The following is an 18,316-nucleotide window of genomic DNA, read 5'->3' as shown; positions in this document are numbered from 1 at the left end:
GCTAAATCCTATCAAATAATGCTTTTTTCATCTCGATATTTGCGACAAAAAATCGGTCGCATCCCGCTATTTTTCTAGCATTTTTGGCAATTGACATAGTTGTTGTTTTTATTGCAAAACTTGCTATGTTAGCGCTTACATAATGGATATTTATACATAAATAATGCATAACGCGACTCTTTTTCTGCATATTTAAAGAAATCGCGCTATGCATCTTAAATTTTATTTCAAAAAAACCTTGTATTTATGAGCTTCTTCGCAATTTTATTACTTAATATATTTTTCTGCACTTCTCGTCAGCAATGTCACTCTTTCTATAGAAATAAGAGTTAACCTGGTCTCTCCACTCTTTTGCATTGGCAACCTGAAGCTCGAATCTCTCAGCTACTCTCGCAAATACCTCGGGATCGACAGCATCTTTTAATGAATCCCAATCTGCCGCAAGCTTCTCTGCACCCTCTTCTCCCTCGAAGTGAGAATCGTAGATGTACTGGATAAGAGTCTGACCACTCTTAAGCTTCCATGTATAAGGAATATGATGGAAGAAAAGAAGCAACTCTTCGGGACATTTCTCGGGATCGTTATATGCTGATGCGTTTGGCTCATAATACTGCTGCGCATATCCTGTTCCCTTGTCGGATCTGTCTACACCGATTCCCTTGTGATCTGCTCTGTGATATGTACCCCATCTTGAATACTCATATCCGTCAACGCTTGGTCCGTAGTGTACGTGAGGAGTCACCATCCATCCGATTCCGAGAGGTGATGTGTATTTCTCATAGATATCTCTTGATCTCATGAGCATATCAACGAGCTTGTCTTCTGATGCCTTGTCCATATCAAATGTAAGAGCAACCCACTCTCTTGCGATCTCATCCGCACCAAGTTCGGTATTATAGGCAAGTCTTCCGAAACCGTAGAGGTTTGCTGCTGCAAGATCGTTTCCGGTCCAGTTGAAATCGTTACCTGTATTTATTACCGCTGCCATTCCCGCAAGCTTATTGCCCATTGTTCTTCCACTTACAATATCGGCAACAGTGTCATTCTTCTCACTGCAATATGTTCGGAAATCAAGAACTTCCTTGAACATGGGCATGAGATAGCAAAGATCTATCTGATGTCCCGTGTACTCCTGCGCTATCTGAACTTCAAGAAGCTGATTTGTCTTGGTAAGTCCGCCAAGAAGAGGAGAAATAGGCTCTCTTATCTGGAAATCCATGGGACCGTTCTTGATCTGAAGGATTACATTGTCATGGTACTCTCCGTCAAAATCCTTGAAGTAATCATATCCTGCTCTTGCTCTGTCAGTCTTGTAATCTCTCCAGTCCTGAGTGCAGTTGTAAACAAAACATCTCCAGATGATTATTCCGCCGTAAGGAGCAACAGCATCAGCGAGCATGTTTGCTCCGTCAGCCTGTGTTCTTCCGTATGTGAACGGGCCCGGTCTTCCCTCTGAGTCAGCCTTTACAAGATATCCGCCAAATCCGGGGAGCTTCTCAAATACTTCTTTTGACTTAGCCTGCCACCATGCGATAACGCCTTCATCAAGCGGATCGCACACCTCAAGACCACCAAGCTCAATAGGAGCCGCAAAGTTGATAGAGAGATAAAGCTTGATCCCGTAGTCTGCAAATACATCCTGAAGCTCTTTTACCTTATCAAAAAATCTGTCAGTTATAAGGTAAGTAGCCGCCCCCTTAACATTAACATTATTGATGACAATTCCGTTTATTCCTACACTCGCCATGAAACGTGCATAGTCAACGGTTCTCTCATTTATATACATTTCGTCATTCTCAAAAAAGAATGATTCTCCCGAATATCCTCTTTCAATACTTCCATCCATGTTATCCCAGTGGTTCATCATTCTGAGCGGGTTGGAGGGAGCTGCCTCTTCGCAAATATCTTCAACAGAAACTCTTGCACCGAGCTTTCTGAGTATTGCAAAAACGCCATAGATCACGCCATTTTCATCAGATGCTTTAAGTGTGATACCACTCTTTTCACCTTTTACAAAATAGCCTTCCTTTGCAATACTTGCATCCTTTGCAATCTCAAGAACGTAGACATCACCGTCATTCTCTGTTATGTCCGCATCAAAATATCCCTTGATCCCTGTTGCAAATTCACCTATCGCGCTCTTAACAACGCGATCTTCCTTGGAAAAATCATTGCAGATAACTTTCCAATTCTTGTTGTCTTTGGATATTTGGTGATATCCAAGCCACATCTGTGACCAGTTCTGTGTTTTCATAAAAAAATGTTACCTTTCCTTTAAAAATCTTTCTTCTATTTTTTATAGTAAAATGCTAAAATTAATCTCGTAGTATTTGTTATACCGTTTTATAGGAGTTATCAATATGATACAAGACATAAATGAAAAGGCCAGAGAAGATATCATCTATGACACCCTAAAAGGCGTCCTTCTATATCACAATACTCTTGCCAAATATCCTATACACTGGCACAACGACGTGGAGATTATTTTGCTCTTATCGGGAACTCTTAGTATAAAGTTCCATAATGATAAATCCACTATTGTTAATTGCGCGCCCGGTGACCTTATTATGATCGCTCCGGGAACACTTCACGAGTACATTTCCGAATCATCGGGAGGAGAAAAGCTCATCCTGCTCTTCGATATCGGTGGTTACTCACAGATTTCCGCGCTCGTTCCCCTTCTTAAAACACTTCCGCCTTATGTTCATATAAAGCAGACCGAATATCCAATCGAGACCGCCAAGCTTCAGAATTATTTCTGGGAGATTGACAGACTCTACGGCGAGAGCGATGAATTCCTGAAAATTTCGGTATACTCTCTTGTCACGCTTATCTTGGCGCAGATCGGAAGCATGCATCCCAATGAAAAAAGACAGATGCCCGATTCCGCTGATCCTCAGCGCAAAAATATCGACAAGATTGTTTCTGTCACAAACTATATCGATTCGCACAGATCTGACGATCTTACGGTTGAACAGCTTGCTGAACTTGCAGGTTTTTCCAAATTCCATTTTGAAAGACTTTTCAAAAACTATATGGGTATTTCCTGCTATCAGTACATTACCAAGCGCAGAATCCTCATGGCTCAGGAACTTCTTGGCGATACAAACATGTCCATTATGGATATCGCGCTCCAGTCCGGATTCTTCAGTCTTTCAACCTTCAATCGTGTGTTTAAAGACATAAACAAGTGCTCTCCAACCGAGTTTAGAAAGCTCTACCGAACCGGTGCGGATCTCACAGGAAAAGAAGCCAATCCTGGCAAAAAGAGATAGGACCGGCTTCTTAAATATTTAATGTATCAAGAGCTTGAACGGGCTCATCGGTATTCCCGATACATTTGATACAAGTCCGCCTCTGTATGTGTTTTCACAACACCACAGAACTCTTCTGAACTTTGTTTTGCTGCCGTCTTTGCATTTACAAATTACGGCGTTTTCTGAAAGCACTGCTTCAGTCTCATGCAGCTTGCCTTCTTCATCTTCAAGGAAGAAGTCTTTTATTTCCGTGCCCTTATCGGCATCAACTACGCACAATCCATCGGCATGTCCGAGTACTACCTTAACACTGTCACCCTCTGCTGCCGCAGCAAGCGCAACAGGTCCTGTATACTCACCATTATAGCCGTATTTGATATGTGCTGCCCAAAGAGCAAGTCTCTCTCCGACAGGCTTCTTTGTAACGGGATGGAGATCGTTGTCCTCACCAAGTCCCATTGTTACAGCAAGTCCCGTTGAAGGAATTGAAAGAATCTTGTTCTGTATAAGTCTGAACTCTCCCCAATTCTCATTTTCATTAAGATCGATCACAAAGTTGGGAAGCTGAACAGCGATAAAAGGAAGATTCTCTTCTTTCCACAATTCTCTGTAACCCTTTACCATTCTCTCTGTAAGGTCTGCGTAATCCCACTTCTCATGAACATTACTCTCACCCTGATACCAGATAACACCGTCAATAGGGAAATTGTGGCAAGGAGCAGTCATTCCGTTAAAGAGTCCCGAAGAATTCCAGTTGATGAAATCTGTGGGCGGCTTGGGATCGCACTTTGCACCAATCCTGTATTTCCACTCACCGTCGAGATTAACAGACGCATCTTCGTTAAAAATCTTATATTCTTTGCCGGGGCCCGGAGTAACTCGTCCAAGACCAAGTTCGATGGTAAGTCTTATTGATATAACATTGTCTTTTTCCCTGGTAAGGCCTTCGGGAATGTCATATTTACGAGGCGGATACTGATAACCGGTCTCGCCGATAAGCTGTCCGTTTACGTATACCTTGTCTGAATCAACCATTGTTCCAAAGAAGAATCTTGCTTTTTTGCCCGCAAGTTCCTTAGGAAGGTCGAATTTCCTTCTAAACCATACAGAGCCTATATGACCTTCAAGAGGTGTTCCCGTAAACATTGTGGGAAGTGTCATTGTATCCCAATAAGAATCATAAACATCTTCAAGATCCCAATGCCCCTCTATTCCTGCATCTGCCGCCTCAAGTTCGCCGGTCCACTTCTCATCCTTCGCAACATTGTATTCCATGCGCTCTTTTCTGAAAGCTTCATCGTTGTACTTATCAGTCTCTGCGATAAGTTCATCATAACCTTCAAGCATCTCTCTGCTCATCCATGATGATGCTCTGGAACCGCCAAGGCTTGCATTGATAAGACCAACGGGCTGGCCCGTCATACTCTGCAATTTATTGGCAAAAAAGTATGCTGTAGCGGAAAAATCCAAAATAGTATCTTTGCTTACATGTTTCCAGCTACCTGTATTATGTTCCTCGTAAGGTCCTTCAAAACAGGTCTCTTCAACTATCTTAAAAGTTGATATTCTCTTATTCTCTTCTACATTAACAAGTTCAGGATATTTGTCTTTTACCCTGTTGATAGGAAGCTCCATATTGGACTGTCCGGTGCAGAGCCAGACAATTCCAAGCATTACATCTTTAACTGTTATGCTGTCTCCCTTATCGTCTGAAACGACAAGCTCGTATGGTCCGCCGCTCTCTTTGGCGGAAAGATATACGTCAAATCTTCCCTTGTCGTCGCACTTTCCTGTAGCACTCTCACCGGCGAGATTTACAGTAATCTCAGATCCTGCATCGTCCCATCCCCAAATATGAATGCTTTTTCTCCTCTGAATAACACACCCGTCAGATAACAAACGCGGTAAAGTAAGTCTAGCCATAGTATATTACCCCATCCTTTCATGTTAGATAGATTATACTAATCGCAGACCTATTTTACCGCGTACTTAATGCTAATATTTTCCCAGTTTGTGCTAGTGTCGTATCTCATCAAAAATGAGATATCACACTTATGCTTTTTTCCTTAGATATCCTGTCCCGAGGATCCGATTCTTACCAGCGCTCTGTACAGTTTTGCCTCGGCACGAACCCTTGCTTCCTTATCAAGCTGCTGGTTCTTGAGAAGTTCCTCAGCCTTTTCTTTGGCTGCCTTGGCACGCTCAATATCGATATCTTCGCTCCATTCCCAAGTTGTGGGAAGAACTCTGACCTCGCCGTTCATGACTGAGATCATTCCACCGATACAGGCCGCTTTTCTCTCACTGCCGTCGGCCAGGGTAACTTTAGCGGTTCCCATTCCGATGGCGGTACAATAATTGGTGTGACGAGCAAGGATCTCAACATCACCGTCTATTGTACGGAGCATTATCTTCTGTACTTCACCTTCAAAATCAAGACCATCCAGGGATACAACCTGTAAATGATATGAAGTGGACATAATCAGCTCCTTTACTGCTTTTTAGCCTTCTCAAACACTTCGTCGATAGTTCCGACAAGGAGGAAAGCACTCTCAGGAAGATCATCGCACTCACCGTCAAGGATCATCTTGAAGCCTCTGATTGTCTCCTTAAGAGGAACATACTTGCCGGGAAGACCTGTGAACTGCTCAGCAACCGAGAAGCTCTGTGACAAGAAGTTCTGCACCTTACGTGCTCTGTATACAGCCAGCTTATCTTCCTCTGAAAGTTCGTCCATACCCATGATAGCAATGATATCCTGAAGTTCACGATATCTCTGAAGAACCTGCTGAACGCCCTTTGCAACTTCATAATGCTCTTTTCCGACGATGTCGGGTGAAAGAATACGGCTTGTTGAATCAAGAGGATCAACCGCAGGATAAATACCCTTTGAAGCGATATCTCTTGAAAGAACCGTAGTAGCATCAAGGTGTGTGAAGGTTGTAGCAGGAGCAGGGTCTGTCAAGTCATCGGCAGGCACGTATACAGCCTGAACTGATGTGATAGATCCCTTCTTTGTTGATGTGATACGCTCCTGAAGAGCACCCATTTCTGTAGCCAGTGTAGGCTGGTAACCTACGGCTGAAGGCATACGTCCTAGAAGCGCTGAAACCTCTGAACCGGCCTGTGTGAAACGGAAGATATTATCGATGAAAAGAAGCACGTCCTGATTCTTAACATCACGGAAATACTCCGCCATAGTAAGTCCGGAAAGACCTACTCTCATTCTTGCTCCGGGGGGCTCGTTCATCTGACCGTAAACAAGTGCGGTCTTATCAAGAACTCCACTTTCTTTCATTTCGCCGTAAAGGTCATTTCCTTCACGGGTACGCTCACCAACTCCTGTAAATACGGAGATACCGCCGTGTGCGGTAGCAACGTTATTGATAAGCTCCATGATAAGTACGGTCTTACCTACTCCGGCACCGCCGAACAGACCGATCTTACCACCCTTTGCGTAAGGACAGATAAGGTCAACGACCTTGATTCCTGTCTCAAAAATCTCTGTAGCAGGTACCTGATCTTCGTATGCGGGAGCTGCGCGATGAATCGCCCATCTCTCTTTTGCATTCGGATCGGGACCGTTATCTACGGGATCACCCAAAAGGTTGAAAATTCTTCCCAGACACTCTTCTCCTACAGGAACTGTGATAGGGCTTCCGGTGTCTTTGGCATCAACACCTCTTACAAGACCGTCAGTTGAACTCATGGCAACGCAGCGAACTACGTCATCACCTACCTGCTGCGCAACTTCGGCAACAAGCTTGCGGTCCTCTATCATAATCTCTATAGCATTGTGAAGATCAGGAAGTTCGCCTTCTTTAAAGCGAATATCGAGTACAGGTCCTGTAACCTGTATTACCTTTCCAACATGATTTTCACTCATTGTTAAACTCCTTTTTTCAATATGATGTTCTGCTCTCGGTCAAAAGACCTCGCCAGAACAAGCTTCTCACTAGGCTCGAAAATACCTCGCCAAGTGATCAGCTTTCTGCACCTGCGACGATCTCTGTGATCTCCTGCGTGATGCTTGCCTGACGTGCTCTGTTGTAGTACAAGCTCAATGTATCGATCATCTCCTCAGCGTTGTCGGTTGCAGCCTCCATCGCTGTTCTTCTGGCTGCAAGTTCACTTGCATAGGATATATTGATACTTGAATATAAAATGCCCGCCAGATACTCCGGAACGATGGCATTGAACACCGTCTCACTGTCAGGTTCATACAAAATAAGGTCTTTTGCCTTTCCGTCAGACTTCTTTTCCTCCGATCTGAGATCTTCAAGCGGAAGAAGTGAAGAAGCGGTAGGCACCTGAGAAAGCATGGATACAAAATTCGTATAGCAAAGATGAATATGTCCGTACTCTCCGCTTTTGTATGCATCACAGATCAGTTTTGCGATCTGGTAGCAGTCCGAAATCGTAACCTTGGCAACCTCGGAATATTCCTCTGTAAAGAGAGGCACATTTCTGTGTTTAAAGTACTCTACAGATTTTTTTCCTATGGGAAGAACGGTTATATCGTCATGTCCCTTGGTCTCTGCTTCCATGAACTTGAAAAGATTGGAGTTATAGCCGCCTGCAAGACCTCTGTCTCCCGCAATGACCACATAGAGCCATTTGTCGTTTTTACCGCTCTGGGTAAAAGGAGATCTGAAATCCGTATTGCCGTTTGCTATATCCGTCAATGTCTCAAGTGTAGTCTCGAGATAAGGTTTTGACTGGTCCGCCTTCTCTTTTGCCTTACGAAGTTTGGATGCTGCAACGAGCTGCATCGCCTTCGTGATCTGCATAGTGCTCTGAACGCTCTTTATTCGGAGTTTAACAGCTTTCATATTTCCAGCCATCTTTATGTCCTCCTATTATTTTGCACTCTCTTTTTGCTGCAAAAACTTATCTGTATATGCGTTCAATGACTCTTTAAGTTTGTTCTCAGTCTCGGCTTCAAGCTTACCTGTCTCGCGAATATCCTTAAGTGCGGCAATTCCTGAAGGATCGCTGTCAAGGAAGTCATAAAGACCTTCTTCGTATTCCGCTACATCCGCAGCATCAACCTTCATAAGAATGTTATTTACTACGGCATAGAGAATAGCTACCTGCTTTTCAACGGGAACCGGCTTATTCTTGTCCTGCTTAAGAACTTCAACGATACGTTCACCCTGTGCAAGACGTGCCTTGGTATCTTCATCAAGGTCAGATCCGAACTGAGCGAAACTCTGAAGTTCACGGTACTGTGAATAAACAAGCTTAAGTGTTCCGGCAACCTTCTTCATCGCTTTGATCTGAGCGTTACCACCTACTCGTGATACAGAGATACCGGGGTTAACAGCCGGCATGATTCCTGAGTGGAAAAGCTCTGTCTCAAGGAATATCTGTCCATCGGTGATGGAGATAACGTTTGTAGGAATGTAAGCAGATACGTCACCTGCCTGTGTCTCAATGATAGGAAGGGCTGTAAGCGATCCGCCGCCGTTCTCATCAGAGAGTTTAGCCGCTCTCTCAAGAAGTCTTGAGTGAAGGTAGAATACGTCTCCGGGATAAGCCTCACGTCCCGGTGGTCTTCTGATCAAAAGTGAAAGTGCACGGTATGCAACCGCATGCTTTGACAGATCGTCATAGATGCAGAGTACGTGCTTTCCTTTGTTCATAAAGTACTCACCCATTGCACAACCTGTGTAAGGTGAAATGTACTGAAGAGGACTGGGTTCTGAAGCTGTAGCTGCAACTACGATAGTGTAGTCCATAGCTCCGCCCTTCTTAAGGTCCTCAACAAGTGCCGTTACTGTAGAACGTTTCTGTCCGATAGCAACGTAAATACAGATAACGTCCTTGCCCTTCTGGTTAAGGATCGTATCTATTGCGATTGTTGTCTTACCGGTCTGTCTGTCACCGATGATAAGCTCACGCTGACCTCTACCGATAGGGATCATTGAATCGATAGCTTTGATACCGGTCTGGAGAGGCTCCTTAACCGGCTGTCTATCAATGATTCCGGGAGCAGGTGATTCAACAGGTCTGTACTCTGATGTCTCAATTGGTCCCTGTCCGTCAATAGGCTGACCGATAGCGTTAACAACACGTCCGATCATTTTATCTCCTACGGGAACGGATACGACTCTTCCCGTACGTTTAACAGTCTGTCCTTCGCTGATTCCTACATCCTCGCCGAACAAAACCGCTGATACTACTGTTTCCTCGAGGTTCTGAGCCATTCCGAATGTACCATTCTCAAACTCCAAAAGCTCTCCGGACATACAGTTCAAAAGACCGCTAACTCTGGCGATACCGTCACCGACGGTAAGAACTGTTCCTGTCTCGTTTTGGATTATTGCATTCTGATAATTCTTTATCTGGCTTCGAATGACCTCGGATATTTTTTCTGGTTTTAGTTCCATATTATCCTCCGACGTAATTTTGGTTTATATAATTGTCTCGTCGACTCGTCTCTTAAGTTCGGATAACCTGCCTTTGACCGTTCCGTCAAAAAGCTGTCCCTCAAGATCAACACGGACACCACCTAGGATTCCGGGATCTACCTTCTGTCTTAGCAAAACTTTTTTGCCGCTTATTCCCTCAAGTTTCTCTTTGAGCTTGGTTACTTGTGACTCATCAAGCGCAACAGCAGATGTAACAAGAGCATCTGCGATGCCGTTGTCCGAGTTGTAACACTTCCTGAATCTCTTTCGGCAAGCCGAAAACTCTCTAAGCAAATCTTTCTCAATAAGAATCTTGATGAAATTCAGAAGATATTCCTGACAGCCGTCTTTGAGCGCATCATCAACAAGCTGCAGTCTCTCTTTTTTGGGAACCGACGGTTCCGAAAGGAGTGTGATGTAATCGGGATTCTCTTTAAAGAGTCCTTCTATCACCTCCATCTGTCCCAGTATTTCATCCGTAAGGTTCACTTCTGCTGCCAGATCATATAGGCTCTGCCCATAAAGATCTCCAGCTTTACTCATGATTACCTCTTTTCTGCGATCAAGCTCCGACTTTGCTTATAAAGTCTTCAATGAGCTTCTTGTGATCATTTTCATTTATCTCTTTTTCAACGACCTTACCTGCAATATCCATTGCAAGTCCGCCGATTTCATCTTTAGCCTCGTTGATAGCTTTCTTCTTCTCCTGCTCAATATCAGCAGCAGCTCTAGCCTTGATATCAGCCGCTTCTTTCTGTGCTTCATGCACCATTGCGTCTGCTTTGACCTGTGCTTCTTTCTGTGCATCAGATACGATCTGTGCAGCTTCCGAATGAGCATTTGTCAGGCTGCTCTCATATTGATCTTTGAGAGAATCTGCTTCTTCCTTGGCTTCTCTTGCTTCCTTGATTGCCTTATCCGCAAGATTCTGTCTCTTCTCAAGAATATCGTTGATAGGCTTGAACAGGTATTTCTTTATAAGATGAACCTGTATAAAGAGGTTACAGATCTGAAAAATAAGGGTCCAAGGACCAACTGTGACAAGATCCTGCGTCTCATTCGATGCAGCAAATGCCAATAAAGCCTGTATTCCCATATTATTTCTCCTTCGTTATTGAAGCTTGTTACATTACTGCAGGTAGTTCATGAACATTCCGGGTGCTACAAACATAAGAAGAAGACCTGTAACGAAACCATAAATACCTGTTGTCTCTGCAACAGCACAACCAAGAAGCATTGTACTTGTTACATCATTCTTGCACTCGGGCTGACGTCCGATTGCTTCAAGAGCCTTAGAAACTGCAGTTCCTTCACCAATACCGGGTCCGATACCTGCGATAAGTGCACATCCTGCACCGATTCCACAACCTGCAAGTGCTATACCTCTAGCTAATAACTGAAAATCTGTCATAATTTTGCCTCCTTCAAGACACATTTAATTGTTTTTATTATTATTTACTTTTTGTCAGCCTTCTTCTGCTGCATTTGCGATATACATTACTGTCAGCATGCAGAAAATAAATGCCTGCATACATCCTGAGAACCAGTCAAAGTATACGCCTGTGATCGCCGGCAAACCTACTCCCAAGATTGGTATCTTTGAGAGGAAGTTACCCACAACTCCCGGAATCAGTCCGAGCAGTGCAGATGATGCCAGTCCCAATGCCCAGTAGATAAGACCATCGATAACTACACCCGAGAGAATATTTCCAAAGTGACGGCACGCCATACTAACCGGCGTAGCAAGCTCTGAAAGAATATTGAACGGGGTCATAACCGCAATAGGTGTCGTAAATCCCTTTAAATATCCGCCTAATCCATTAGTCTTTATCTTAGTCGACGTAATCATGATGAATACGACAATCGCCCAGGCGGCTTCTGTAGATAAGTCTGCTGTCGGGCTTCGTAGCCCAATAAGGCTGATAAGGTTTGAAACCACACTTGTAACAAATAACGCCGATACAAACGGGATCAACTTATCAAATTTAGTGCCTCCGGTGTTATTACGAACAAAGTTATTTCCCATTTCAACAAGCATTTCAGCAAACGCCTGTCTCTTTGAAATGTTCTCCATCTTAAGATCCCTTGTAAGGAATATGCACAATCCTGTTATTATCAGCATTACGATCCACGTAACCACTAAGGTTTCGGTAATGTTGATATCACCGAGAATCGGGATTCCGGTGTGGATAGTCGCATATATCTTAGGACCTACGACTGAGAATTCTTTACTCATATCTTCGCCTTCAACCTCCTTTCCCCGCAGATATAATCCCGCGTAATTTAATCACAATGCTTGGAATAAATAAGGGTGCTATACCCGCTACCGGATTGATAAACGGTAAGACTATAGAAAGAATAATCCAGAGAAACTGAATCATCGTTCTATACCTATAGCTCACTCCCATTGTCTTCCTTGCTCTGTCTTCATCTTCAATAGATGCTACTTTTTGCACAGATACCGCCATGCCTAAGAAATTACCTACAGCGACCATATAACCGCCTATTCCGCCTATGATAACTTTTATGTCAAATGGCGCCCAATCGGGAACTACCATGTGCAAACAAAAAAATACGAGATACATAGCAAGAACGCCTACCGCTACGCTTGTAGCAATTATTCCTGCTTCTTTTTTTACAGCCTTCTGTAATTTCATTTGCTGTCCTCTTTCCGTCTGTATTAATTCAATGATGCCTGTTGAAAGACACTTCGTTGTTGTTTTTCTTCTTTTTTTCTTCTTTGTTGATTACTTGCAGATACACCTTATACGCAGTTGTAATAGAACCTCCAAGCCCCAAAATAAACCCGGGTATGTACACCCACGCTCCTACCGAAAGCTTAGAGCATAACAGATAACAGCCGATCAGACACATCAAAAGAGGCATTATCAAAGAAAGCCCCAGTTGACCAACCATCGCAAATTGACCAAGTATTTCAGACATTCGCTTCATTTGCATCTGAATTCTGACTACGCTCCTTTTCATATAAAAGTCGAAACAAACCTAATTTATATGATACTCTATTTACGTTCATTTCTCAACCAATCCCTGTCAATAAGCTACTTTTGCAAAGTACATGCCAAAATTAGAAAACCATTCGATTCTCGCACAAAAATGTCGCAACAAAAATGAAAAAGCCGCTCAAATGACAGATAATATACTCTGTATTTAAGCGACTTTGCTCAACTATAATTCAATATATTCTTTTTACTGTTCTTCTTCAACAGCAGTTGTCTTAATGTGAAGTTCCTCAAGCTGCTTGTCTGTTACGTATCCGGGTGCTCCCATCATTACATCCTGTGCATTCTTGTTCATAGGGAAAGGAATGATCTCTCTGATAGAATCCTCTCCGGCAAGAAGCATTACCATACGGTCTACTCCGGGTGCGATTCCTGCGTGCGGAGGTGCTCCGTAGCAGAATGCGTTGTACATGGCAGGGAACTTGGCCTTAACGTCTTCCTCTCCAAGTCTTACCATCTCAAATGCCTTTATCATGATCTCTGGATCGTGGTTACGAACAGCTCCCGATGAAAGCTCAACGCCATTACATACAAGGTCGTACTGATCAGCTGTGATAGAAAGAGGATCGATCTCACCTCTCTCAGCCTTAAGAAGAGTCTCAAGACCGCCGCTTGGCATAGAGAAAGGATTGTGGCAGAACTCAAGCTCGCCTGACTCCTCACCGATCTCGTACATAGGGAAATCTACTATCCAGCAGAATGTATACTGCTCTTTATCCATGTGTCCGGGAACAGCAGCGCCGAATGTCTTAACAACAACACCTGCTGTCTTCTGAGCCGCACCAAGCTTGCCGCTTGAAAGAACAACAAGGTCTCCCGGCTTAACGCCAAGTGCCTCAACTACTTTATCCTTGATAGGTGCAACGAACTTAGCAATTCCGCCTACAAGCTCGCTGTTATCGTCCATTCTGAACCAATATGCCTTGTTACCTGACTGAACTTCTACATCTCCGATAGTCTTGTCGATGAACTTTCTGCTCTCTTTGAAATCAGAGATTACAACAGCCTTTACTCTTACGTCTGTTGCAGAACCGTCTTCTGCCTTTGTAGCAAAAGGTCCGAATCCACAATCTGCAAGAACTTCCGTAGCGTCCTGAACAGTAAGGTCGATTCTGAGATCGGGCTTATCCGTTCCGTATTTCTCCATAGCCTCAAGATAAGGAATTCTCATGAAAGGAGCTCCTGAAGCACGGTCGTAGTTCCCGTATTTAGCAAATATAGGAGGAAGAACATCCTCGATAACGGCAAATACGTCTTCCTGTGAAGCGAATGCCATTTCCATATCAAGCTGATAGAATTCTCCGGGACTTCTGTCTCCTCTTGCATCCTCATCACGGAAGCAGGGAGCGATCTGGAAGTAGCGGTCAAATCCTGCTGTCATAAGGAGCTGCTTGAACTGCTGAGGAGCCTGGGGAAGTGCATAAAACTTACCCGGATGCTTTCTTGCAGGTACAAGATAGTCTCTTGCGCCCTCAGGTGAAGATGCTGTAAGTATAGGTGTTGTGATCTCAAGGAAGCCATGTTCAGTCATAGCGCTTCTGAGAGCGGCAACAACGTTGCATCTTAAGATAATATTCTTTTTAACCTCAGGATTTCTGAGATCAAGGTAACGATATTTAAGACGTGCAGTCTCGTCAGCTTCTCTTGAGTGGTTGATCTCAAAAGGAAGCTCGTTATAACGGCAGCGTCCCAAAATCTCGATTGATTCGGGAACAACTTCGATGTCTCCGGTTTCCTGCTTCGGGTTCTTGGAACTTCTCTCTCTTACAACTCCCTTTACGGAAATTGTTGATTCCTTGTTGATCGCCTTGGCTGTCTTAACCATCTCTTCAGTCTCAAGGACGATCTGAGTTGTGCCGTAGAAATCGCGAAGAACTACGAATCCAAGTCCGCTTCCGACTTCTCTCATATTCTCAAGCCATCCGACAAGAGTTACGCTCTCGCCGACATTATCAATACGAAGTTCACCGCAGTTATGTGTACGTGATTGCATCATTAGTGTTACTCCATTCTTTTATTCATTAAATCTGCATTAAAAAAGTTGTGCGCGATATTTTTATCCAATACCACGCACAACATTTTAGACCAACATTGTAATAGTTGCAAGTGAAAACACCAAACCTTATTTAACCCTGTTTCCACCCCACTCAACAACAGTAAAGCCTTCTCTGTTGAATTCATCCAAATACTGCGGATTAAGAAGAACGTATCTATCCGAAGGATACCAAGCCATAAATACACGAATGAGAGTATCCGGCTTGGGCTCTATGTTAAGCTTTGCACCCTTTGTATAAGCGCTTCCCTGAAAACTGATAACGTTATACTCGTTTCCTGCCATCTGAGGCATCCAATACTCAATAAATTCAGCTATCTCTTTCTCATTAAGTCCGATCTCGGTAAGCTTCGCTTTAAGGAAAGCCTCCGTCTCTTCACCCCTTACACAGAAGCCTGAGAAAAAGTTGTAATTGTGTCTGGGATCCCCTTCCCAATAGAGATAGTCATACTTCTCTCCTTCAAAGGTGATCGTTCCGTCTCTGTCAGCCGTAACCTTCCAACCGTTATCTATATTGAATTCAGGATCAAGCTCAACCAGATTGCCATCGTAATCAAGCGTTACGGAAACCTCCGTATCGTCCTCTTCAGGATATAGATAAATTACCGGTTTTCGGTCTACTCCAACGCCTTCCGAAACACCAGACTCTGGGCAGGTATCAACTGTTTTCCCAATACTAAAAACAGTAAGCAATATGCCCATAACAACAGTTACAATAAGACACTTCTTGCCCATAAGACCACCTCCGATCTTTCGTACATTAATTATATAATGTATATCGGCAAAAAGATACCTTTACTTCATCATAAAACTAAAATTTTTATAATATTCTTAATATTATCTGATAATTGACGTTAAATCATCTGACACCGGGCCTGTTTCCCGCTTTCTCAGGCGCTTTTTCAGGCACTTTTTCAATGGTCATCTTTCCAACTATTTCATTTGGATTAAGTTTGTAGGAATTTATGTCGCCGACATTGTTATAGCAGACAAGTTTCAATGTGATCATCTTGTTCTGCTTGAGAGTACAAAACTGATAGATTTCGGCATAAGGCGGCTCTGCCACAGTCTTCACGCGAAGATATTTGCTTTTATTGTATTTGACAATATCAGTTGTTATCTCGCTTACCTTTACGCCCTCTTTTTTCATCGAATTGCGGATTTGTCCTTCAAGATCACCGAAGAACTTTTTGATTGCTTCATCAGGCATGTTATAAAGATCTGCACCCTTTGTATCGAAGTTCTCGACCGATACAGACATCTCACCGTCATTGGCTGAAACCCAAAGATCATAGCCGCTGTTAGCCATGAGTCTGGAAACTTCGGCAGCATTTCTAAGACGCCCCGTACCATCGGAATAAACAGTCTTACCACCCATAAAGCATGTTCCGTACTCAGGCAGAACAATATCTACCGCGGTATTTCCCTTTTCTAAGCGCACTTTTTTGTCAATCGCATAAGCATCTGTTCCGGCTACCCCAACCAAAAAGAAAAACAATGCAATCGCCGCTACCAAACGTCTGATTCTTTTTAAATTCTTTTTCATTTTATCCTCTCATTTTCTACATATAACGCCCCCACAACAAGTAACTTTTTCTCTTCCCAAAATGACACTATTAAGATAACTCATTCTTAGTATTATGACAACCAAAACTTGCTTCCTGACTAAATTGTGTTGCAGTATTTGCGATATTTTAAAAACAACTTCTGAAGCTATCAGTTTAATCAAATCTTTCTATACACAAGTCTGCCAATTTGTGTTAAAGTAAACTTGCTCAATGTCTTGAGCTATTCGATTCACGATAAGTGGATAATCCCCGAATGAAAGGTGGTGGTTTTTATGAAGTCAGATTCACATCGATGCGGCAGTGATCCTGCTCCTGGTCGAAGTACCATAAAAACCACATACGCAAAAGGAGATTACCATGGAATTACAAGAAGAGAAAACAATCGTTGAAATCCTGAAAGAACTTCTTGATGCAAGGCAATACACCATGCTCCGCCAGACCATCTCGGAAATGAACACAGTTGATATAGCTGCTGCAATGGGCGAGATGGAAGACGAGGATTCCCTTAAGATGTTCAGAATCCTCCCCAAAGACATGGCTGCGGATGTATTCGCCGACCTGGAACTGGATGATCAGCAGTATATCATCCGTTCACTGTCAGACCGAGAAGCTTCCAACATTATTGACAATCTAATGGCGGATGATGCTACCGACCTTTTGGAAGAGATGCCCGCCAGTGTAGTAAAACGCATACTTGCAAGCGCAAGTCCCGAGACAAGAGCCGATATCAATCACCTGCTCCGATATCCCGAAGACTCTGCCGGAAGTATCATGACCGTGGAGTACGTAGACCTCCGCGAAGACATGACTGTCACAGATGCAATCGACAGGATAAGAAAAAAGGGCGTTGATTCAGAAACCATCAACATCTGTTATGTTGTTACAAGGCAGAAAATTCTTGTCGGAACAGTTGCACTAAGATACTTGCTTATAATGAAACCCGATGAGATCATCGGCGACATAATGAACACAAATGTCATCAGCATCAATACTATGACCGACCAGGAAGAAGCTGCAAGAATCTTCCAGAAGTACGGATTTACAGCAATGCCTGTTGTAGACAACGAATCACGAATGGTCGGAATCATCACCATCGATGACGTTGTGGACATCCTGGAAGAAGAGGCTACCGAGGATATCGAGAAGATGGCTGCTATCGTGCCGTCAGATAAGCCTTATCCTAAAGTTGGAATTTTAGAAACATACAGAAAAAGAATTCCCTGGCTGCTATTCCTTATGATCAGCGCAACATTTACCGGAGGGATAATCGCACACTATGAAGCAGCTTTAACAGCCTTTGCTCTTACCGCATATATTCCAATGCTTATGGACACAGGCGGAAATGCAGGCTCACAGGCAAGTGTTTCAATCATTCGTGGATTGTCACTTAAAGAAATTGAATTTAAAGACTTATTTAAAATTGTCTGGAAAGAGATACGAGTTGCGGTACTTTGCGGTTTTACACTTGCCGTTGCAAACTTTCTCAGACTGCTGATCTTTGCTCACGGTGTTCCAATCGCAACTTCAGCTGTTGTTTGTCTTACATTGTTTGTTGTCGTACTTATTGCCAAGCTTGTTGGATGTTTCCTCCCTATGTTGGCATCACGTTTTGGGTTCGATCCGGCAGTTATGGCAAGTCCGTTTATTACAACAATAGTTGACGCATTGTCACTGCTTGTTTTCCTTAACATAGCAACTGCATTATTAGCTTGAACAGAACAAAGAGTTGCTTTGCAACTCTTTGCGCGCCGATGCGCGCAAGCTTTAGCTTGCATAATACTTCTGCGCATCGGTCGCATCCATAGCGGAGCGTTTTTTATTTGATAGGAATTTCCTATCAAATAAAAATAGCGTAGCCCCCATTTTGAGTGGCTACGCTATTTTCAATTCACATAACGATTTTTACCACGTCCAGGTATAATCGACGTGACCATCACTAGCATTTAAGGTTTGATACTGTTGACCGTTAACCCACATAGTAACAAATACGTTTTTGTTTCCGTTG

The 18,316-nt window shown here is 43.4% G+C and carries 17 protein-coding genes; 2 read left to right on the top strand and 15 right to left on the bottom strand.

The features are described 5' to 3' along the window. Positions 1 to 271 precede the first annotated feature (271 nt). The gene (locus T356_RS0104920; protein ID WP_026513532.1) at positions 272 to 2,254 is read right to left on the bottom strand and encodes an alpha-glucuronidase; all 1,983 of its coding nucleotides are present in this window, start codon (positions 2,252 to 2,254) and stop codon (positions 272 to 274) included. A 106-nt stretch (positions 2,255 to 2,360) separates the two neighbouring features. Between T356_RS0104920 and T356_RS0104915 the strand changes: the two genes are divergently transcribed. Then, a complete protein-coding gene (locus T356_RS0104915) occupies positions 2,361 to 3,275 on the top strand; it encodes an AraC family transcriptional regulator (RefSeq protein WP_026513531.1) in 915 nt (304 codons plus the stop codon). A gap of 18 nt (positions 3,276 to 3,293) precedes the next feature. Here the strand turns inward: T356_RS0104915 and T356_RS18420 are convergent, their stop codons facing one another. The 14 genes from T356_RS18420 to T356_RS0104845 form a co-directional block, all read right to left on the bottom strand. Further along, positions 3,294 to 5,180, bottom strand: a complete 1,887-nt coding sequence (locus T356_RS18420; protein ID WP_051563157.1) for a sialate O-acetylesterase — start codon at positions 5,178 to 5,180, stop codon at positions 3,294 to 3,296. A gap of 143 nt (positions 5,181 to 5,323) precedes the next feature. Then, on the bottom strand, positions 5,324 to 5,737 hold the full coding sequence (gene atpC / locus T356_RS0104905) for an ATP synthase F1 subunit epsilon (RefSeq protein WP_026513530.1): 414 nt from the start codon (positions 5,735 to 5,737) through the stop codon (positions 5,324 to 5,326). A gap of 11 nt (positions 5,738 to 5,748) precedes the next feature. Further along, complete coding sequence (gene atpD / locus T356_RS0104900; RefSeq protein WP_026513529.1) at positions 5,749 to 7,143, bottom strand: F0F1 ATP synthase subunit beta; 1,395 nt, start codon at positions 7,141 to 7,143, stop codon at positions 5,749 to 5,751. Positions 7,144 to 7,240: 97 nt separating this feature from the next. Next, complete coding sequence (gene atpG, locus T356_RS0104895) at positions 7,241 to 8,101, bottom strand: ATP synthase F1 subunit gamma (RefSeq protein ID WP_026513528.1); 861 nt, start codon at positions 8,099 to 8,101, stop codon at positions 7,241 to 7,243. 15 nt (positions 8,102 to 8,116) lie between these two features. Then, complete coding sequence (atpA, locus tag T356_RS0104890) at positions 8,117 to 9,649, bottom strand: F0F1 ATP synthase subunit alpha (protein ID WP_026513527.1); 1,533 nt, start codon at positions 9,647 to 9,649, stop codon at positions 8,117 to 8,119. Between the two features lie 24 nt (positions 9,650 to 9,673). Beyond that, on the bottom strand, positions 9,674 to 10,213 hold the full coding sequence (atpH, locus tag T356_RS0104885; protein ID WP_026513526.1) for an ATP synthase F1 subunit delta: 540 nt from the start codon (positions 10,211 to 10,213) through the stop codon (positions 9,674 to 9,676). Between the two features lie 19 nt (positions 10,214 to 10,232). Next, the gene (gene atpF, locus T356_RS0104880; RefSeq protein ID WP_051563156.1) at positions 10,233 to 10,766 is read right to left on the bottom strand and encodes a F0F1 ATP synthase subunit B; all 534 of its coding nucleotides are present in this window, start codon (positions 10,764 to 10,766) and stop codon (positions 10,233 to 10,235) included. Positions 10,767 to 10,799: 33 nt separating this feature from the next. Beyond that, positions 10,800 to 11,081 (bottom strand): ATP synthase F0 subunit C, encoded by a 282-nt coding sequence (atpE, locus tag T356_RS0104875; protein WP_026513524.1) that lies wholly within the window; start codon positions 11,079 to 11,081, stop codon positions 10,800 to 10,802. A gap of 54 nt (positions 11,082 to 11,135) precedes the next feature. Further along, positions 11,136 to 11,906 (bottom strand): F0F1 ATP synthase subunit A, encoded by a 771-nt coding sequence (locus T356_RS0104870; protein ID WP_026513523.1) that lies wholly within the window; start codon positions 11,904 to 11,906, stop codon positions 11,136 to 11,138. Positions 11,907 to 11,916: 10 nt separating this feature from the next. Then, positions 11,917 to 12,327, bottom strand: coding sequence for a hypothetical protein (locus tag T356_RS0104865; protein WP_035780456.1), 411 nt, complete (start codon positions 12,325 to 12,327; stop codon positions 11,917 to 11,919). A gap of 28 nt (positions 12,328 to 12,355) precedes the next feature. Then, positions 12,356 to 12,613: an AtpZ/AtpI family protein gene (locus tag T356_RS0104860; protein ID WP_242846555.1), complete on the bottom strand. Its 258-nt coding sequence runs from the start codon at positions 12,611 to 12,613 to the stop codon at positions 12,356 to 12,358. A 264-nt stretch (positions 12,614 to 12,877) separates the two neighbouring features. Further along, positions 12,878 to 14,686: an aspartate--tRNA ligase gene (gene aspS, locus T356_RS0104855; protein WP_026513520.1), complete on the bottom strand. Its 1,809-nt coding sequence runs from the start codon at positions 14,684 to 14,686 to the stop codon at positions 12,878 to 12,880. A gap of 126 nt (positions 14,687 to 14,812) precedes the next feature. Then, positions 14,813 to 15,478 carry a hypothetical protein gene (locus T356_RS21460; RefSeq protein WP_051563155.1) on the bottom strand — a complete coding sequence of 222 codons (666 nt, stop codon included), beginning with the start codon at positions 15,476 to 15,478 and terminating at the stop codon, positions 14,813 to 14,815. A 124-nt stretch (positions 15,479 to 15,602) separates the two neighbouring features. Then, entirely contained in the window at positions 15,603 to 16,289 is a 687-nt protein-coding gene (locus tag T356_RS0104845) for a hypothetical protein (protein WP_026513518.1), read from the bottom strand. Positions 16,290 to 16,668: 379 nt separating this feature from the next. Here T356_RS0104845 and mgtE point away from each other — a divergent pair, with 379 nt between their 5' ends. Then, positions 16,669 to 18,024, top strand: coding sequence for a magnesium transporter (gene mgtE / locus T356_RS0104840; RefSeq protein WP_026513517.1), 1,356 nt, complete (start codon positions 16,669 to 16,671; stop codon positions 18,022 to 18,024). Positions 18,025 to 18,316 lie beyond the last annotated feature (292 nt).

The organism is Butyrivibrio sp. LB2008, assembly GCF_000621565.1.
Lineage (GTDB): Bacteria > Bacillota > Clostridia > Lachnospirales > Lachnospiraceae > Butyrivibrio.
The sequence above is the reverse complement of the archived record's forward strand: the minus strand, read 5'-3'. Positions and strand labels throughout refer to the sequence as shown.

Coding starts and splice junctions, on each gene's coding strand:
- T356_RS0104920 (WP_026513532.1), bottom strand. CDS start 2,254: ATGAAAACACAGAACTGGTCACAGATGTGGCTTGGATATCACCAAATA.
- T356_RS0104915 (WP_026513531.1), top strand. CDS start 2,361: ATGATACAAGACATAAATGAAAAGGCCAGAGAAGATATCATCTATGAC.
- T356_RS18420 (WP_051563157.1), bottom strand. CDS start 5,180: ATGGCTAGACTTACTTTACCGCGTTTGTTATCTGACGGGTGTGTTATT.
- atpC (WP_026513530.1), bottom strand. CDS start 5,737: ATGTCCACTTCATATCATTTACAGGTTGTATCCCTGGATGGTCTTGAT.
- atpD (WP_026513529.1), bottom strand. CDS start 7,143: ATGAGTGAAAATCATGTTGGAAAGGTAATACAGGTTACAGGACCTGTA.
- atpG (WP_026513528.1), bottom strand. CDS start 8,101: ATGGCTGGAAATATGAAAGCTGTTAAACTCCGAATAAAGAGCGTTCAG.
- atpA (WP_026513527.1), bottom strand. CDS start 9,649: ATGGAACTAAAACCAGAAAAAATATCCGAGGTCATTCGAAGCCAGATA.
- atpH (WP_026513526.1), bottom strand. CDS start 10,213: ATGAGTAAAGCTGGAGATCTTTATGGGCAGAGCCTATATGATCTGGCA.
- atpF (WP_051563156.1), bottom strand. CDS start 10,766: ATGGGAATACAGGCTTTATTGGCATTTGCTGCATCGAATGAGACGCAG.
- atpE (WP_026513524.1), bottom strand. CDS start 11,081: ATGACAGATTTTCAGTTATTAGCTAGAGGTATAGCACTTGCAGGTTGT.
- T356_RS0104870 (WP_026513523.1), bottom strand. CDS start 11,906: ATGAGTAAAGAATTCTCAGTCGTAGGTCCTAAGATATATGCGACTATC.
- T356_RS0104865 (WP_035780456.1), bottom strand. CDS start 12,327: ATGAAATTACAGAAGGCTGTAAAAAAAGAAGCAGGAATAATTGCTACA.
- T356_RS0104860 (WP_242846555.1), bottom strand. CDS start 12,613: ATGTCTGAAATACTTGGTCAATTTGCGATGGTTGGTCAACTGGGGCTT.
- aspS (WP_026513520.1), bottom strand. CDS start 14,686: ATGATGCAATCACGTACACATAACTGCGGTGAACTTCGTATTGATAAT.
- T356_RS21460 (WP_051563155.1), bottom strand. CDS start 15,478: ATGGGCAAGAAGTGTCTTATTGTAACTGTTGTTATGGGCATATTGCTT.
- T356_RS0104845 (WP_026513518.1), bottom strand. CDS start 16,289: ATGAAAAAGAATTTAAAAAGAATCAGACGTTTGGTAGCGGCGATTGCA.
- mgtE (WP_026513517.1), top strand. CDS start 16,669: ATGGAATTACAAGAAGAGAAAACAATCGTTGAAATCCTGAAAGAACTT.